The following is a 14799-nucleotide window of genomic DNA, read 5'->3' as shown; positions in this document are numbered from 1 at the left end:
CGATCCTATTTCGCTATTGTGCCTTATTGTTCATAAAGAACGTGAATATTTCCGCCGCAGGGCTATCCCCGAACACAGCTATTACTTGTTAATGACCGATCGGAACGTGGTGGGCGAATCGGACGTCACTCAGACGACGCTGTCGTTCGAGCTACTGAACGATCCGTGTCGCCGAGCACTCTTTTGGTCCGTCCTCCGAATACAGACGGACGTTATCGAACTCGAGACGCTCGTCGACCACATCGTCGTTCGAACGGCGTCGTCGGCCGAACCAGACCTCGACCGGCGAGCAATCAAGACGGAACTTCGTCACGTACACGTCCCGATGCTGGCCGATGCGGACCTCCTCGAGTACGACCCGAACGACGACGTGGTTCGTGTCGACCGGGCGGCGCTTATCGACTGTCTCGAGTGCGTTCAGTCAACGGTTGCCGACCTACAACTCCCACGACTCAACTGTGACTGACGCTAGACGACGTCACCGCGGACCGTCACGCCGTCTTGCTGTTCGCGCCAGGCGTGAAGTTCGCGAGCAGCGTCGTCGGCGTCGTCGGCGTCGAGGCCGAGCATCTCGAGGGCAGCCGACAGCGTCGGCAGCGCCAGTTCGCTCTCGCGGAGTTTCCGGAACGCCTCCTCGCTTCGGGTGCCGTCGGCCCAGAGACAGACACCGCGCGGATCGAGCAACTGCGTGTAGTCCTCCCGCAGTGTCGCGCCGCGCAGGCGCTGGGTGACGTTGTCCTCGAACGAGGCGTTGCAGACCTCGAGGTGGATCGGTTCGTCGTCCTCGAGCAAGTGGGCCGCGAGGCACTTCTCGGGTGCGGCGTGTCCGTTGGCGTTCGCCCGGAGATAGTGGGGGTAGTCGGCGGCCCAATCCGCGCGAACGGATTGCCCGACGCCCTCGACGTCGTACGTCTCGCCGACGTCGGTTTCCCCGACAGACGCACTGTCGTCTCGCAGCAGGATGTCTTTCGTCAGATAGATATCGAGGCGTTCGACGGGATCGACGCCGAGTGCGACGTCGCCGAAGGCCCAGATCTCCCGGACCGGAACGGGCATTCGCTCGTTTTCGACGGTGTCGACGAACTCCTCGAGCCGATCGACCGCGTCACGGCGGTCAAAGCCACTCATACGAAGAGCGTCGGCACTCGAGTCGCAAAACGGTTTCTTCGCTGCCTCGCGCACAACCGACGGTCCGTGCTCGTCTCAGTCCGATCGATCGCGCGCGACGTAGACCGTCTTTCGAATGGTCGCGTGAACCGTTCCCTCGGCGTCGACGAGGTCGACGGTGTAGTGGCGGTCGATCGACTCCGTTCCCTCGGTTTCGAGTTCAGCACGGATCGCTTCGAGTTCCGCATCGGACAGCCGAAACCGCGCGTACAGCGTCTCTCGACCGGGCCTTTTGAACCGTACCTCGGCCTCCTTGTCCCAGACGACGTACTCGTCACCGAGCGTTTTCAGGAGCATCATCATGTAGAACGGGTCGACGGCCGCGTAGATGCTGCCGCCGAAAATCGTTCCGACGTAGTTGCGCGTCCGCCAATTCAGTGGCAACTTGATGCGGACCTCCTGCCAGTCGGGGGCGACGTACGTGACTCGGCCACCAGTCCCACGATAGGCCGGAAAGAGGTTGAACCCGAGTCGGTAGAGTCGGGCTTTCAGGGAGTCGAACATACCGTCGACTCGAGTGGCCACCCGGAACAGTGTTCGTGAACGAGTCACAGATTGTGTACCGTTGTCTCGCCGCTCGTCTGTCGGTCGAACTGATGTATTACACTGGTGTCAGGAGAGCACCTTTTTTATTCGTTCCGAGCGAACGGAACGCTATGCGACACCGAATCTTCGGCGAGGACGGCAACGCAGACCTCGTGTTCGTCATGGGCTGGGGAAACCGCTGGACCCACGAGAACGTCAGCTGGCTCATTGGCACGCTGACCGACGCCGGCTACCGTGTCCACGCGTTCGAACTGCCCACGAACATCGACGACTTCAAAGCCGACTGGCTCGAGCCGATCGCCGAGTACGTCGTCGACCTCGAGGGCTATCAGCTGTTAGGCCACAGCGCGGGCGCGCTGGTCGCACAGGCCTTAGACGGCGCGGACAACCACGTCTATCTGAGCCCGTGGTGGGGGTACAGCGAGTCGTATCCGAAGCCGCTGTTGGATGCCGTCTCAACGCTCCCGACGACGTTCCCGTGTCTGCCGATCGGCGAGATGGACCGCGACGCACTCGGCGAGAAGGCAACTGACCACCAGCTCGCGACGATGCCGCGCTGGGTCTCGCCGGCATTCGTCCGGGAAACCCGTCGTGCCCAGTCAGAGCTGCTGACGATCGACCACGATGCGGTCGTCTTCTGTTCGTTGCGCGATCCCGTGGTCAGTCTCGCCCCGATCGGTGAACGCGTGCCCGCCGACCACGTCGTCCTCTACGACGGCGGCCACGAACTGTTCTCCTCTGCGAGTCGCGACCGTCACGTCGAGACCCTGCTCGCCGCACTCGAAGACGGTGCTGACGCTGTCGAAGACACCGACGACGCGGACGACAAAGAGCCGGTTCCGGCCTGAACGTTAGCTGACCGGTGCCACCTTGATGGCCTGATCGATGCCCGTTGAGGCCGAACTGCCTCGTCACCACTCACGCGGAGACGAAACGGACATACGCGTTCGTCGGTAACCTGACGCCGATGGACTGTAACCGGTGTTCCGAGGAGGCGGTCATGCACGCTGCCTACTCTGGGGCGCATCTCTGTGCGGACCACTTTCTCGAGTCGGTCGAAAAGCGAGTGCGCCGCCGCGTCCGCCGGGACGACCTCGTCCCACACGATGCGACGCCAGAGAACCCACAGACGTGGGTAATCGGCCTTTCCGGTGGGAAAGACAGCGTCGTTCTCACGAAAATCCTCCACGATACCTTCGAAGAGGATCCTCGTATCGAACTCGTCGGCTTGACGATCCACGAGGGCATCGAGGGCTACCGGGACAAGAGCCTCGAGGCCTGTCTCGACCTCACCGACGACCTCGAGATCCGCCACGAAGTCGTCAGCTACGAGGAGGAGTTCGGCGTCCGGATGGACGACGTCGTCGAGGACGACCCCGAAAACATGGCCGCGTGTGCCTACTGTGGTGTCTTCCGGCGGGATCTCCTCTCGACGTACGCCGACGAACTCGAGGCTGACCTCCTGCTGACCGGCCACAACCTAGATGACGAAGCCCAATCGGCGCTGATGAACTTCCTCGAGGGCGATGTCGAACAGATGGCCAAACACTTCGACGCCAGTCTCGGGCCGCTCTCCGAACGCGACGATCAGGACGAGTTCGTCCCGCGTGCGAAACCGCTGCGAGACGTCCCCGAAAAGGAGGTCGCCCTCTATGCCCATCTCAACGACCTCCCGGCCCACATCACCGAGTGTCCCCACTCGAGCGAGGCCTACCGCGGCGAGATCCAGCAACTCCTCTACGGACTCGAGGAGAACCATCCGGGAACGCGTCACTCGATTCTCTCGGGCTACGAAGAACTCGCTGGCATCCTCGCCGACGAGTTCAGCGGCGACGACGGTACTGACTTACAGGAATGTGCCGAGTGTGGATCGACCACGACCCGCGAGCGCTGTCGGAAGTGTTCGTTGCTCGAGTCGCTCGCCTGAACCCCACACAGCGGCCGTCTTCTCTGCCCCGAACTGCCAGAGCCCCGACGCTGAATACCAGCGTAAGTACGTTCTTCGAAGCCACCACACGAGGGTAGAGTGATGTCGTCCGAGAGCGCCGTCGTCTCGCACGCCGCCTTAATGGAGTGGATTGTGAAATGCTCGCGACTTTGAAGATTCTGTATGACACTGTCTGACGGGTGGTTCAGAAACCGGACTCAGAAGGAGCGTTGTCGTCTCCTTGTAACAGCTGCCGGAAACACGGCTATTGTTGGTCGGTTACGGATTCAGACGTTCCGTGCACTCGAGGCCGTCTCGCTTCCTAGACTCCGTGTGAGTGTACGAACGAGTGCCCGCCAGTTCGAGCGCCAGTCCGTCAGAAGCGACTGTCTGACTTGTCACTCCAGTCTCTAACTGCTGAAAAATGAACCGGTCCGTCGATCGCAGGACCGATGCGGTGTGCCGCGTGCGGCGGGTGGTGTGTCAAGTGCCGTGTACGGCGGGTGGTGTGTCAAGTGCCGTGTACGGCGGGTGGTGTGTCAAGTGCCGTGTACGGCGGGTGGTGTGTCAAGTGCCGTGTACGGCGGGTGGTGTGTCAAGTGCCGTGTACGGCGGGTGGTGTGTCAAGTGCCGTGTACGGCGGGTGGTGTGTCAAGTGCCGTGTACGGCGGGTGGTGTGTCAAGTGCCGTGTACGGCGGGTGGTGTGTCAAGTGCTGCGTGCCGATTACCGGATCACGTCGACGCCGTTCTGTTTCTCGAGTTCTTCCCGGCCGCCGTCGCTGTGTGCGCCGATGTTGGAGCCACCGTCTTCGATGTGGTTGCTCGCGTCGAAGTCGGTGTTGCTGACGCCTTCGATACTCTGACGGGATTTGTCGGCCTGTTTCTGGGTCGTTGGGCCGAGCACTTGCGCGCTCTGAACGCCGGTCATGATCGCCATGACCCGAACTTTACCCTTGTAGTTGTCCTGGATCCGAGCGCCCCAGATGACGTTCGCGGAGGCCTCAAGGCGCTCCGTGATGTTGTCCGCGATTCCCTCTGCCTCTTTGAGTGTAAGGTCCGGGCCGCCGGTGATGTGGACGAGCCCACCCGACGCGCCGCGGTAGTCGACGTCCAGCAGCGGGTGGTTCATCGCATCTTTGACGACCTCGTCGGTCTTGTTCTTGTCCTGTGTCTCACCGACCAGCATGACGGCGACGCCACCCTGGTTCATGATGGTGGACATGTCCGCGTAGTCTAAGTTGATCAGCGAGGGCTGGGTGATCGTCTCCGAGATTCCCTTGACGGTCTCGGCGATGATCTGGTCCATCACCGAGAACGCCTTGCCGATCGGGAGGTTCGGGACGTAATCGAGCAGCCGGTTGTTGTCGAGGACGATGATCGAGTCTGCCTGATCGCGCAGTTTCTCTAAGCCTTCCTCGGCTTTCACCGTGCGGGCACGCTCAACGTTGAACGGCGTGGAGACCATCCCGACGACGATCGCGCCCTGTTCTTTGGCGATCTTCGAGACGACGGGGGCAGCACCGGTGCCGGTCCCGCCACCCATGCCCGCGGTCACGAACACGAGGTCTGCATCCCCAAGAACTTCCTTGACCGTGCTCTGGGCCATCTCTGTAGCGCGCTCGCCCATCGATGGATCGCCACCAGCACCGAGCCCGTTGGTGAGCGACTTGCCGACGAGGATCTTCGTGTCGGCCTCGATCATCTTGAGGTGCTGTTTGTCGGTGTTGATTGCGACGGTATCGGCACCGTCGACTCCGATGTTATACAGCCGGTTGATCGTATTGTTCCCCGCACCGCCACAGCCGACGATGACGATCCGCGGATCGCCGAACTCGTCGTCGTCCATGTCGGCGTCCATCTCCCGGGCCTCCTGTTCCGCGTTCTCGAGTGCGTCTTGAACGATATCCTGCATCGTTACACCTTGGCCCACGTTCGTTTGCTGGACTGTTCGCTCGGCCCGTCCTGTTGTTCGTTGATCATTTCACGGACGGCCGACCGGATTGCTTCGCTCCGGTTCGGGTACTCGCCCGAGTCGACTAGCTGTTCGACCTCCTCGATCTGCTGTTTCGGAATTCGCAGTGTCACACGCTCCATGGTTGTATTCCCTGTAGGGTAAGACGGTCGCGCGCCCCTGTCAGACGCGGCGTGTCTTACACGGAGTCGCCCGACTTCGGGCGGTTTTCGGCGTTTGCCGACCGTTGTAAGACAACCGTCTTACGCGACTAAGTGGAAGACTGTCATAGATAATAAAGCTTTCGCAGAATGTGACTTTCTGTGTCTTACACTAGTCATTATGTGTGACTGTCTCGGCTCAGGACATCCGCAGCTGGCGTCCGACGACCACAGCCAGGACAGAACGACCAGTCGGATCTGATCTCGTCGCCACACTCACAGAACAGCCGTCTCGAGGCCTTCTCGCCACAGTTAGGGCAGTAGACGTGGTCGTCATCGACGTCCTCGCCACACTGGTCACACTGCGTTCGTTGCTCCTCACTGGCGTGTGTTCGGTCCCCTTTACTACGTCTCTCGTCGTGCTCGTGTATACGCGCGTCGTCAGGTCGTGTCTGACTCCGCTCTCGAGTCGCTCGATTCGGTGTCGGGTTCTCGTCGTCGAGCGAGACGGTGACAGTGACCGTTCCCGAGTCCTGATTCGTGGCTCGCCGATCGGATGTCGACTCGAGGTCATGGAGCCGATCCGCGAGCAGTTCGTCGACGCGTTCACGAACCAGATCGTCGATCGCGCCCGTCTGCTCGGCGGCTGGCCGCCGCTCACGATCCGCGCCCCGACTCGAGCGCTCGTCATCGAGATATGCGCGTAGCGCCTCCCGCATCGCCTCGCTTTTCGAGAGCTCGAGGGTCTCGAGGTGCTCGACGAGTTCATCGTCGGCGCGGAACGTGATCTTACTCATATGCTGGTTATCATCGTGGTTCACACTCCAACCATATCAATCATTCTTCCATTTCGGTCCGACTGCGGCGACTCTTGCCGTCGAAAATAATAACCCTTATGTCACCCAGAGCGGCTACGTTGATATGCAACCGCCCTTAGCTCAGACTGGTAGAGCAGTCGACTGTAGATCGACTTGTCCCCCGTTCAAATCGGGGAGGGCGGACTTCTACTGCGAACTAAACTCGTAAGCAGCGGAACGTCTCTCGTTGATCTATTTGAACACAAGAGTCGCAGCCGCCGAGCGTAGCGAGTCGCATCGTCTCTCACCTGTTCAAATCGGGGAGGGCGACTTTTCGGAATCTCGTTCGATGAGTGAAACAAATCCATGGGATTCCGCGTCGACACCCTGCCGTCGCTTAGCGAACCGAGTTGTCGTACTGGGAGACGTGAAGTACCCCACGCACGGTGGCGCGGGGCTTCACCGTTTGGCCTCTCCCAACGGGAGCGTGACGGCGGCAGGCGAATTTAATTCCCTCCACACTTACCATGAGGTTCGTGTGGGAGCAGTAACACCCGAATACACCGTGTCTCCTACCGCACTCGAGGTCGGCTAGTGCTGCCGTAGGTGACGTATCCGTGGAGGTCGGCGGCTTCACCACCACCCGACACAGCCCGGCGCAACCCTGATGGGTATTTTGCGAGGCGGTTAACGTGACTCCGGTCTATCGGTTATTACTCCACGGTGACTTCAACGGACGGATTGTTCAGCGGAGTGTACGCGCTTCACCCCCGCCAACGGTGGGACGACGGGGAACTCGCGCTGCCTTTCGCTTAGAGTGCGAAGATGTGGTCCATCTCCGCGTCAGTTAGCTCGAAATCGAAGATATCGATATTCTCGCGCAGGTGCTCCTGAGACGACGCTTTCGGGATCGCCGACACCGTTTCTTGCTGGAGCAGCCAGCGGAGCGCAACTTGTGCTGCCGTCTTATCGTAGGTTGCACCGATCTCGGCCAGCGTTTCGTCGGTGGCGATCGAACCCTCCCCCAGCGGACTGTAGGCAGTGAGCACGAGCTCGTTGTCGCGGCAGAACTCGAGCATGGCCGATCGATCTCGGTAGGGATGATACAGCACCTGGTTCGTCAGGATCGGCGTCTCGGATGCGGTCATCGCTTCCTGTACCTGTTCGATCGAGAAGTTGCTCACACCTATCTGTCGAACTGATCCCTCGTCTTGCAGTCGATTCATCACTCGGATCGTCTCTTCGATGGGGACGCTCGGGTTCGGGGCGTGGATCAGGAGCAGGTCCACGTACTCCATCTCGAGTCGATCGAGTGACCGACGGAACGACTCGAGTGCGTCGTCACGTCGCAGGTTCTCCCGGAGTAGTTTTGTCGTCACGAAGACGTCGTCGCGATCGACGCTCGAGTCGGCGATCGCTCGTCCGACCGCATCTTCGTTGTCGTACATCTGGGCGGTATCGACGTGTCGATAGCCGAGTTCGAGTGCCGTCGTCACTGCTTGCGTGCACGCGTCGCCGCGCATCGGCCACGTGCCGAGGCCGAGTGCCGGGACGTCGACGCTGCGGATCGAAACGGCTTCCATATGGTGTTTAGTGCGACACCGACACAAAAAGATGCGCTCGAACTCGATTGCGAGGCGTCGAACGGGCTTCGTCCCACGAGGGGTGGCCTCTTGGGTCACAGCGCTATACAACTGAAACGAGCTCCACACTGATCGCACAGCCATCGTGCGATCGGGTGTGCAGTGACGTTCAGTGGCTACCATACTTGGATGGCCGGCAAGCACACGGAAACAGGTGGGGCGCGGCGATCGACAGTGCGCCTTCGGTCGTGCGCTCGAGAACTGACGCGTTGTGACCAACGGCAACCACGCACGCGCGAACCACCCATTGCAAAGTGCCGCCGATGCGCGCACGAACGCGATGGCCGCGTCGCGGTGAATACGGTCGTTTACACCGATATCAAGCTCTCACCGGACGATATCATGGCTATCGTTCCGCCCCTGGAGAATGGCTGACCGAGAGTCGACTGCGGTTTGGATCCAGTCGGTGACGGTCGCAAGCGACGCTCGAGGACGACCGACGACAGCTCCGAGGCCGTAAGACGAGGCGAACGTTTTTCTCGTCCCGGTTCGACCCACCCGGTATGAGCGATTTCGACCTCGATCTTCGTGCGGTCGAGGAACACATCGACGAGGAACTCGAGATCGAAGGCAGCGTCATCCTCGGCGTGCTCGACGGCACGACGCCGGCCGACGAGTGGCTCGAGGCGATCTCGAAGGGGAACCTGCTCGTCCTCAACGTCGAGGGCGACGTCAACGAGTTAGCCTCGGGATTCGCCCGCGACGTCAAGGAATCGGGTGGCAGCCTCATCCACTTCCGTGGATTCTTGCTCGTGGCCCCGCCGGGTGTCGACGTCAGTACTGACCGGTTGTAAACGTCAGAAAGTGGCCGTCGGGATCGCGAACGACGACCGTCTCGTCGGTCTCCTGTTCGATGGCACGGACCCGATCCGCGACGGCGTCGAGTGCGACCTTCGGCTCGTCGAGTCTGAACCCGAGGTCGACGTGGACCCCTCCGCGGGCGTCGGCGATCCCGAGCTGTGGCTCCCAGAGTTCGAGCGCCATCGGTCCCTGCATGCGGACACGTTTTCGATCGGCTCCCGTATCGACCGTCTCGAATCCGAGGTCGGCGTAGAACGACGTCGCCCGTTCGAGCGACTCGACCTCGAGGACGACCTCGAAGATGCCATCGATACCCGGCCCCGCGACGTCCTGCTGGCCGATCTCGACGCAGTTGCCGTCGGGATCGTACAGATAGAGCGATCTGGCGGAGCCGAACTGGGCTTCCTCGAGGTCGTACGCCTCGGAGAGACGGTCCCACCAGTCGTCGTACGCTGCGTCGGGAATCGAGAACGCAAAGTGGGTGTGGAGGCCGCCGCGGGGGAACGCCGCTGGACGACGGAGAACGAGCGCGGTTTCGCCTGCCTCGAACACGAGTTCGGTGTCCCGTTCCTGTGCGAGGGTGAGATTCAGCGTCTCCTCGTAAAACGATCGCGCTCGCTCGAGGTATTTGACCTCAAGGGCGAGCCAGGACAGCCCGGTGAGCATACTCGACCCTACTCGCGGGACGTGCATAGGTGCTCTGGCGGCGACAGGGTTCGCGCGATCGGTGGTCCGTTGGCTACACGTTTATGCACTGAGCGTCCATACTGCTGTCACATGACCTTTCGCGTCGACGAGCGTGCGACCGACTTTCGCGAGATCGATCGCTTCGAGGGCGGGGTCGGCTGGCTTGCCCATCCCGACGAACGGATGCAACGGGCGAGCCACGCCCTCGAGATCGACGGCGACGTCTGGGTCTTCGACCCAGTCGACGCCGACGGGATCGATGACCTGTTCGCCGAGTTCGGCGAGGTGGCCGGCGTCGTCGTCATGCTCGATCGACACAAACGAGACGCCGCCGCAATCGCGAACCGATACAACGTTCCGGTCTTCCTTCCCGACTTTTTCGAAGGCGTGACCGAAGAACTCGACGCCCCTGTCGCTCGCTTCTCGCGGACGTTGTCCGACACCGGCCTCGAGGCCCAACCCGTCGTCGATAACCGGTTCTGGCAGGAGGTAGCCCTCTACAACCCGGACGATGGCACCCTGTTGGTCCCCGAATCAGTCGGCACGGCCGCGTACTTTCTCGCGGGAAACGAACGCCTCGGCGTCCATCCGATGCGCCGGGCTGTTCCCCCGCGGGACGAACTGGGTCGCTTTCGACCCGAGCGCGTCCTCGTCGGTCACGGACGTGGCGTCACGAGCGACGCCGTGACGGCACTCGAGGACGCACTCTCGAACTCGGTCCGACACATGCCGCGGCTGTACGCCGGGATGGCCCGACAGCTCTTCCCGATATAGTCGTCCGCTTTCGTGGCGCTCGGTCGAACGCAGCCACTCGTCAAATGTGTCATCGCCTGGCATACAACTAACTATGATGGGCTCCTAGAACCGGTGTGGTTTACATCACGCGTGCCCTCGTCGACGTCCTGCTCGATCTGGCCAGCGACGCCGATCCGAACCGCGTGACGACCGGCGTCTCGGTCACTCCTGCAGGCGACCTCGAGGGGGCGGCAGTCGAGTTGCCACCCGAGACGCCAGTGTTTACGGACTTCTTTCTGCCCGATCCCGGCAACGCCGTCAACGCCGTGTTCGGTGTCGACCTCTCGACACCGGCCCGGCAGGCACAGGGTCGGTTCGTCTCACACCCCGTTCGGGAACTCGAGGTGACCAGACGAGACGACCTCGCCGAAGTGATCTTCGTCGCTGTGCCACCGTGGGGGATCGGCGAGCGGTCGTTCGGCGCGTTCGATCGGCGCGGCGAGCGCCAGCCACTCGAAGTCATCGACGCCAGCCCGCCCGAGCAGTCGCTGTGAGTCGTGGGGATCGGTGGCGAACACGGCTGCTCGCTCGAGTGCTTACTCGAGGTAGCCGAGGCCTCGAAGCTGTTCGGTAATCTCTTCGAACTCGGCTTCCGTGAGTTTCCCCTGCTTCTGGTGCTGGATGACGATGCTGCGAAGCAGGAATCGAGTGAGGTCGCTCGTGCTCTGAAAGCTCGTCCCTTCGATCGTGTCCTCGACGCGGTCGGCGAGATCCTTCGGGATCGAAACCGTGGTGTACTCGGTCATACGCGATACTCCATCGCCGAAGCCAAAGGCGTGTCGACCACACGGAGTCGCAAGCGTCTTCGTAGCGGTTTTGCTATCGGACGCGCTACTGGTTGGTATGGGAGTTCGGCCACCCTCGGGCGGAGACGACGACGAACCGGAGAGTATCGAATTCGGCATCGCCGCCGTCGATGCACATCTTAGAACGGCAGACCTCTCGTTTCCGGCGGCGAAAGACGACGTTGCGGCGGAACTCGGCCACGAGCAGATTCCCTACGACGTCCACGGCAACGACGTCGCGCTGGGTGTGATGCTCGAGGAAGTCGACACGACGGAGTTTCGCTCCCGGCAGGAACTGCTCAACGCGCTCCACGAACCGTTCGAGGAGTACCGTCGGAACAACTCCGGCGGCGTCTTCCAGCAGATGCGATCGATGCTGCCGTTTTGAGCGGGCGCTGTCATCTCACTCCTGCTCTCGGTCGTCGCGCGTGATCTGCTCGAGACGCCGTCGCTGCTCGCGGTGGAGCGTCACGAGCATATCCGAGAGCACGCCGAACATGAGCAACTGGACGCCGAGCAGGATGGCGGCCGCGGACACCATCGCCAGAATCTCGTGGCCCTGTTGATACTGAATCCACTGCCAGAGGACGTACGATGCGACGACGCCGCCGGAGACGATGCCGCCGACGCCGAGGCTGCCGAAGTAAAACAGCGGGTTGTTCGTTTTGGCGAGTGCATACAGCGCGAGGATGATCGTCCCGCCGTCTTTGACCGGGTGGAGATTCGTCTCCGAGGCCTCCGGCCGGGCGCTGTAACTGACCGGGACGACGGTCGTCTCGATTCCGTGTTTGACACACTCGACGGCGAGTTCGGTCTCGATGGTAAAACCGTCCGAATCGAGCGAGAGCCGTTCGAACGAGTCGACCGTAAACGCCCGATATCCCGAGAGGATGTCGTCGTAGTCGGCCCCGTGGATGAACCGGAACGATTTGTTTATCAGCCGGTTGCCGACGCCGTTCAACGCCTTCATCGCGTCGTCGTCCATGTCGGCAAACCGGTTGCCGATCACGTGCTCGTAGCCCCGTGAGAGCGGCTCGAGCATCCGATCTGCGTCGGCCGGATCGTAGGTGCCGTCGCCGTCGAGCATCAACACGTAGGGGACGTTGACGTACTCGAGAGCCTCGCGGACGGCCTGTCCTTTCCCGTCGCCGGACTGGACGAGGACGTTGGCTCCGCGCTCGCGGGCGATCTCGCGCGTATCGTCGTCAGAGTCGCCGTCGACGACGAACACGTTCGTGTAGCCTTCCGCGTGGAAGCCGTCGATGACGTCGCCGATCGTGGCCGCCTCGTTGAGCGTCGGAACGAGAATACAGACATCCTCGGCGGCGATCTCGCGCGTCTCACGGCTCATGGCGACGACCTCCTCATCGCCGACCGACAGCCTCGAGTCCGCACGAACCACGTCATTGTCCATCGCCAAGGAATCTCCGCTGTGACTGCAAAAACGTACTGATTGCTCAGTGATGATTTATATTATCCTCGACCGCGCCGTTCGGGGCTACCAGGTCAGACCCTCGTAGACGTCGAGTTCGGTCTCGTCGACGTCGATCCGGCGCCCGTCGACGACCACGCGCTGGGCCATCCCGCCGAACGCGAGGTCGTCGAACTCGGGCCAGTCGGTCGCAACGACCGCGCCGTCGGCGTCCGCGAGCGCGTCGGTAGCCGACTCGGCGTACTCGACGTCGGGATACATCGGTCGGACGTTCTCCATCGCGACCGGGTCGTAGGCGACGACGGCTGCCCCGCGATCCTGCAGATACTCGATCACGTCGAGCGCGCGCGACTTTCGGATGTCGTCGGTGCCGGGCTTGAACGACAGGCCGAGCACCGTGATCCGTGCGTCCTCGAGGTCGACGTGGGCCGCGAGCGAGTCGACGAGTCGGCGCGGCTGGGCGTCGTTGACCGCGACGACGGCGTCGAGCAGGGCTGGATCGTACCCCTGTTCGCGGGCTCCGGCCCGCAGCGCGTCGACGTCTTTCGGGAAACAGGAGCCACCCCAGCCCAGCCCCGAGCGCATGAACCGCTCGGAGATGCGGTCGTCGAGGCCGACCGCCTCGAGCACCTCGTAGGCGTCCGCGCCGTACGCTTTGGCGATGTTTCCGAGTTCGTTGACCAGCGAGACCTTCGAGGCGAGGAAGGCGTTGTTTGCGTATTTGATGAGTTCCGCCTCGCGGATGTCGGTTTCGACGAGATCCGTTTCCTCGCGCGAAAGGATCGGGGCGTACAGCTCACGAAGCGTCGCGGCGGCGTCGTCGCTCGTCGCGCCGACGACGACCTTGTCCGGCTCGAGGAAGTCCGTCACGGCTGTTCCCATCCGCAGGAACTCGGGGTTCATCGCGAGCTCGAGGTCGTCGCCGACGTGTTTGCCGGACTCGTCCTCGAGGATCGGCCCGACGACGTCCTCGGTCGTTCCCGGCAGGACCGTGCTCTTGACGACGACGAGGTGATCGTCGTTCTTCGTCGCGAGCGCACGACCGAGTGATTCGGCACCGGCACGCATCACGGCGAGGTCGAGACTGCCGTCGTCGGCCTGTGGCGTGGGCAGACAGAGGAACGTGACGTCGGTGTCCCGAACTGCCGCGTAGTCGGTGGTCGCCCGCAGGTTCGTGCCCGCGTGCTCGGCGATGCGTTCCTCGAGACCCGACTCGTGGATCGGGGCCTCACCGGCGTTGATCGTCGCGACGATGTCCTCGTCGATCTCGACGTTGACGACCTCGTGGCCGAGATCGGCCAGACAGGCTGCGATCGTGGTGCCGACGTAGCCGCTGCCGACGATAGAGACGTGCATGCTCCCTCCGACGAAGGGCGATCGTTAGTCGTTTTTGGCTTCGACTCGAGGGAGACGGCACTGGCGGGTGCCCACTCGAGGAGGGGTGCCCGCACTCGCCGGCGAGGTTCGGGTCGTCACAGCGGCCGCGAAGCACTGAATCCGCTGTCGATCCACACCGCTTATTTCGGTTCGGCGCGCCCCTTCGAGCAATGACGAACCAGGCACTCATCGATGCCCTGCGCGAGGCGGATGCCGTCCAGTTCGGCGAGTTCGAACTCTCCCACGGCGGCACCAGCGAGTACTACGTCGACAAGTACCTCTTCGAGACCGATCCGGACTGCCTCGAGGCTATCGCCGACGCCTTCGCCGAGCGCGTCACGCCGAAAGACAAACTCGGTGGCGTCGCCCTCGGTGGGGTCCCGCTCGCGGCCGCGACGAGCGTCGCCGCCGGGGTCCCCTACGTCATCGCACGCAAGCAGCGCAAGGAGTACGGCACCGCGAACTTAGTCGAGGGCCGTCTCGAAGATGGCGAGGAAGTCGTCGTCCTCGAGGACATCGTGACGACGGGGACGAGCCTTGTCGACGCGATCGAGGCCCTTCGGGACGCCGGGGCGACCGTCAACCGCGCGCTGGTCGTCGTCGACCGCGAGGAGGGTGGCCGCGAGAACGTCGAAGACGCGGGCGTCGAGATGGAAGCGCTGGTGACCGCAAGCGAGTTGCTCGAGTCTCGATAGCCAGCCGCCACGACGGCACGCCGATCGAGGCTGG

General features: G+C 62.4%; 18 protein-coding genes and 1 tRNA gene. 9 read left to right on the top strand and 10 right to left on the bottom strand.

Annotation, left to right across the window (positions count from 1 at the left end):
* Window positions 1-91 precede the first annotated feature (91 nt).
* A complete protein-coding gene (locus GCU68_RS02100; protein WP_152938815.1) occupies window positions 92-466 on the top strand; it encodes a DUF7344 domain-containing protein in 375 nt (124 codons plus the stop codon).
* A gap of 2 nt (window positions 467-468) precedes the next feature.
* Here the strand turns inward: GCU68_RS02100 and GCU68_RS02095 are convergent, their stop codons facing one another.
* Window positions 469-1128, bottom strand: coding sequence for a DUF7095 family protein (locus tag GCU68_RS02095; RefSeq protein WP_152938814.1), 660 nt, complete (start codon window positions 1126-1128; stop codon window positions 469-471).
* A 75-nt stretch (window positions 1129-1203) separates the two neighbouring features.
* Window positions 1204-1671 carry a DUF4442 domain-containing protein gene (locus GCU68_RS02090; RefSeq protein ID WP_152938813.1) on the bottom strand — a complete coding sequence of 156 codons (468 nt, stop codon included), beginning with the start codon at window positions 1669-1671 and terminating at the stop codon, window positions 1204-1206.
* Between the two features lie 152 nt (window positions 1672-1823).
* Between GCU68_RS02090 and GCU68_RS02085 the strand changes: the two genes are divergently transcribed.
* Window positions 1824-2561, top strand: a complete 738-nt coding sequence (locus tag GCU68_RS02085) for an alpha/beta hydrolase (protein WP_152938812.1) — start codon at window positions 1824-1826, stop codon at window positions 2559-2561.
* A 119-nt stretch (window positions 2562-2680) separates the two neighbouring features.
* Window positions 2681-3640 carry a tRNA 2-thiolation protein NcsA gene (gene ncsA / locus GCU68_RS02080; protein ID WP_152938811.1) on the top strand — a complete coding sequence of 320 codons (960 nt, stop codon included), beginning with the start codon at window positions 2681-2683 and terminating at the stop codon, window positions 3638-3640.
* A 725-nt stretch (window positions 3641-4365) separates the two neighbouring features.
* Here the strand turns inward: ncsA and ftsZ are convergent.
* From ftsZ to GCU68_RS02065, 3 genes are all read right to left on the bottom strand, one after another.
* Window positions 4366-5553: a cell division protein FtsZ gene (gene ftsZ, locus GCU68_RS02075; RefSeq protein ID WP_152938810.1), complete on the bottom strand. Its 1188-nt coding sequence runs from the start codon at window positions 5551-5553 to the stop codon at window positions 4366-4368.
* Window positions 5554-5555: 2 nt separating this feature from the next.
* Window positions 5556-5735 carry a ribbon-helix-helix domain-containing protein gene (locus GCU68_RS02070; protein WP_152938809.1) on the bottom strand — a complete coding sequence of 60 codons (180 nt, stop codon included), beginning with the start codon at window positions 5733-5735 and terminating at the stop codon, window positions 5556-5558.
* Window positions 5736-5932: 197 nt separating this feature from the next.
* On the bottom strand, window positions 5933-6550 hold the full coding sequence (locus tag GCU68_RS02065; protein WP_152938808.1) for a double zinc ribbon domain-containing protein: 618 nt from the start codon (window positions 6548-6550) through the stop codon (window positions 5933-5935).
* Between the two features lie 130 nt (window positions 6551-6680).
* Here GCU68_RS02065 and GCU68_RS02060 point away from each other — a divergent pair.
* Window positions 6681-6754, top strand: a tRNA-Tyr gene (locus GCU68_RS02060).
* Between the two features lie 608 nt (window positions 6755-7362).
* Here the strand turns inward: GCU68_RS02060 and GCU68_RS02055 are convergent.
* On the bottom strand, window positions 7363-8133 hold the full coding sequence (locus GCU68_RS02055) for an aldo/keto reductase (protein ID WP_152938807.1): 771 nt from the start codon (window positions 8131-8133) through the stop codon (window positions 7363-7365).
* A 563-nt stretch (window positions 8134-8696) separates the two neighbouring features.
* Between GCU68_RS02055 and GCU68_RS02050 the strand changes: the two genes are divergently transcribed.
* Window positions 8697-8987, top strand: coding sequence for a DUF5779 family protein (locus tag GCU68_RS02050; protein WP_152938806.1), 291 nt, complete (start codon window positions 8697-8699; stop codon window positions 8985-8987).
* Here the strand turns inward: GCU68_RS02050 and GCU68_RS02045 are convergent.
* Window positions 8968-9660 carry a VOC family protein gene (locus GCU68_RS02045; RefSeq protein ID WP_152938805.1) on the bottom strand — a complete coding sequence of 231 codons (693 nt, stop codon included), beginning with the start codon at window positions 9658-9660 and terminating at the stop codon, window positions 8968-8970. The two genes, GCU68_RS02050 and GCU68_RS02045, sit on opposite strands and share 20 nt — an antisense overlap.
* A 111-nt stretch (window positions 9661-9771) precedes the next feature.
* Between GCU68_RS02045 and GCU68_RS02040 the strand changes: the two genes are divergently transcribed.
* Window positions 9772-10455, top strand: coding sequence for a hypothetical protein (locus tag GCU68_RS02040; protein ID WP_152938804.1), 684 nt, complete (start codon window positions 9772-9774; stop codon window positions 10453-10455).
* 95 nt (window positions 10456-10550) lie between these two features.
* Window positions 10551-10970 (top strand): MPN domain-containing protein, encoded by a 420-nt coding sequence (locus GCU68_RS02035; RefSeq protein ID WP_152938803.1) that lies wholly within the window; start codon window positions 10551-10553, stop codon window positions 10968-10970.
* 42 nt (window positions 10971-11012) lie between these two features.
* Here the strand turns inward: GCU68_RS02035 and GCU68_RS02030 are convergent, their stop codons facing one another.
* A complete protein-coding gene (locus GCU68_RS02030; protein ID WP_006064759.1) occupies window positions 11013-11222 on the bottom strand; it encodes a ribbon-helix-helix domain-containing protein in 210 nt (69 codons plus the stop codon).
* Window positions 11223-11319: 97 nt separating this feature from the next.
* On the opposite strand from GCU68_RS02030, the gene GCU68_RS02025 reads away from it, so the two are divergent.
* A complete protein-coding gene (locus GCU68_RS02025) occupies window positions 11320-11649 on the top strand; it encodes a DUF5789 family protein (protein ID WP_152938802.1) in 330 nt (109 codons plus the stop codon).
* 15 nt (window positions 11650-11664) lie between these two features.
* On the opposite strand, the gene aglJ is transcribed toward GCU68_RS02025, so the two are convergent.
* A complete protein-coding gene (gene aglJ / locus GCU68_RS02020) occupies window positions 11665-12675 on the bottom strand; it encodes an S-layer glycoprotein N-glycosyltransferase AglJ (protein ID WP_152938801.1) in 1011 nt (336 codons plus the stop codon).
* A gap of 84 nt (window positions 12676-12759) precedes the next feature.
* Window positions 12760-14049 (bottom strand): UDP-glucose 6-dehydrogenase AglM, encoded by a 1290-nt coding sequence (aglM, locus tag GCU68_RS02015; RefSeq protein ID WP_152938800.1) that lies wholly within the window; start codon window positions 14047-14049, stop codon window positions 12760-12762.
* A 191-nt stretch (window positions 14050-14240) separates the two neighbouring features.
* Here aglM and pyrE point away from each other — a divergent pair, with 191 nt between their 5' ends.
* Window positions 14241-14765: an orotate phosphoribosyltransferase gene (pyrE, locus tag GCU68_RS02010; protein WP_152938799.1), complete on the top strand. Its 525-nt coding sequence runs from the start codon at window positions 14241-14243 to the stop codon at window positions 14763-14765.
* Window positions 14766-14799: the final 34 nt, after the last annotated feature.

It is taken from the genome of Natronorubrum aibiense (assembly GCF_009392895.1).
GTDB classification, from domain to species: domain Archaea; phylum Halobacteriota; class Halobacteria; order Halobacteriales; family Natrialbaceae; genus Natronorubrum; species Natronorubrum aibiense.
Note: the sequence above shows the minus strand (reverse complement) of the source record. Positions and strands in the feature narration are given on the sequence as shown.

Coding starts and splice junctions, on each gene's coding strand:
- GCU68_RS02030 (WP_006064759.1), bottom strand. CDS start 11,222: ATGACCGAGTACACCACGGTTTCGATCCCGAAGGATCTCGCCGACCGC.
- GCU68_RS02040 (WP_152938804.1), top strand. CDS start 9,772: ATGACCTTTCGCGTCGACGAGCGTGCGACCGACTTTCGCGAGATCGAT.
- ncsA (WP_152938811.1), top strand. CDS start 2,681: ATGGACTGTAACCGGTGTTCCGAGGAGGCGGTCATGCACGCTGCCTAC.
- ftsZ (WP_152938810.1), bottom strand. CDS start 5,553: ATGCAGGATATCGTTCAAGACGCACTCGAGAACGCGGAACAGGAGGCC.
- GCU68_RS02050 (WP_152938806.1), top strand. CDS start 8,697: ATGAGCGATTTCGACCTCGATCTTCGTGCGGTCGAGGAACACATCGAC.
- GCU68_RS02045 (WP_152938805.1), bottom strand. CDS start 9,660: ATGCTCACCGGGCTGTCCTGGCTCGCCCTTGAGGTCAAATACCTCGAG.
- GCU68_RS02055 (WP_152938807.1), bottom strand. CDS start 8,133: ATGGAAGCCGTTTCGATCCGCAGCGTCGACGTCCCGGCACTCGGCCTC.
- GCU68_RS02085 (WP_152938812.1), top strand. CDS start 1,824: ATGCGACACCGAATCTTCGGCGAGGACGGCAACGCAGACCTCGTGTTC.
- GCU68_RS02025 (WP_152938802.1), top strand. CDS start 11,320: ATGGGAGTTCGGCCACCCTCGGGCGGAGACGACGACGAACCGGAGAGT.
- GCU68_RS02090 (WP_152938813.1), bottom strand. CDS start 1,671: ATGTTCGACTCCCTGAAAGCCCGACTCTACCGACTCGGGTTCAACCTC.
- GCU68_RS02095 (WP_152938814.1), bottom strand. CDS start 1,128: ATGAGTGGCTTTGACCGCCGTGACGCGGTCGATCGGCTCGAGGAGTTC.
- GCU68_RS02065 (WP_152938808.1), bottom strand. CDS start 6,550: ATGAGTAAGATCACGTTCCGCGCCGACGATGAACTCGTCGAGCACCTC.
- aglJ (WP_152938801.1), bottom strand. CDS start 12,675: ATGGACAATGACGTGGTTCGTGCGGACTCGAGGCTGTCGGTCGGCGAT.
- GCU68_RS02070 (WP_152938809.1), bottom strand. CDS start 5,735: ATGGAGCGTGTGACACTGCGAATTCCGAAACAGCAGATCGAGGAGGTC.
- GCU68_RS02100 (WP_152938815.1), top strand. CDS start 92: ATGACCGATCGGAACGTGGTGGGCGAATCGGACGTCACTCAGACGACG.
- aglM (WP_152938800.1), bottom strand. CDS start 14,049: ATGCACGTCTCTATCGTCGGCAGCGGCTACGTCGGCACCACGATCGCA.
- pyrE (WP_152938799.1), top strand. CDS start 14,241: ATGACGAACCAGGCACTCATCGATGCCCTGCGCGAGGCGGATGCCGTC.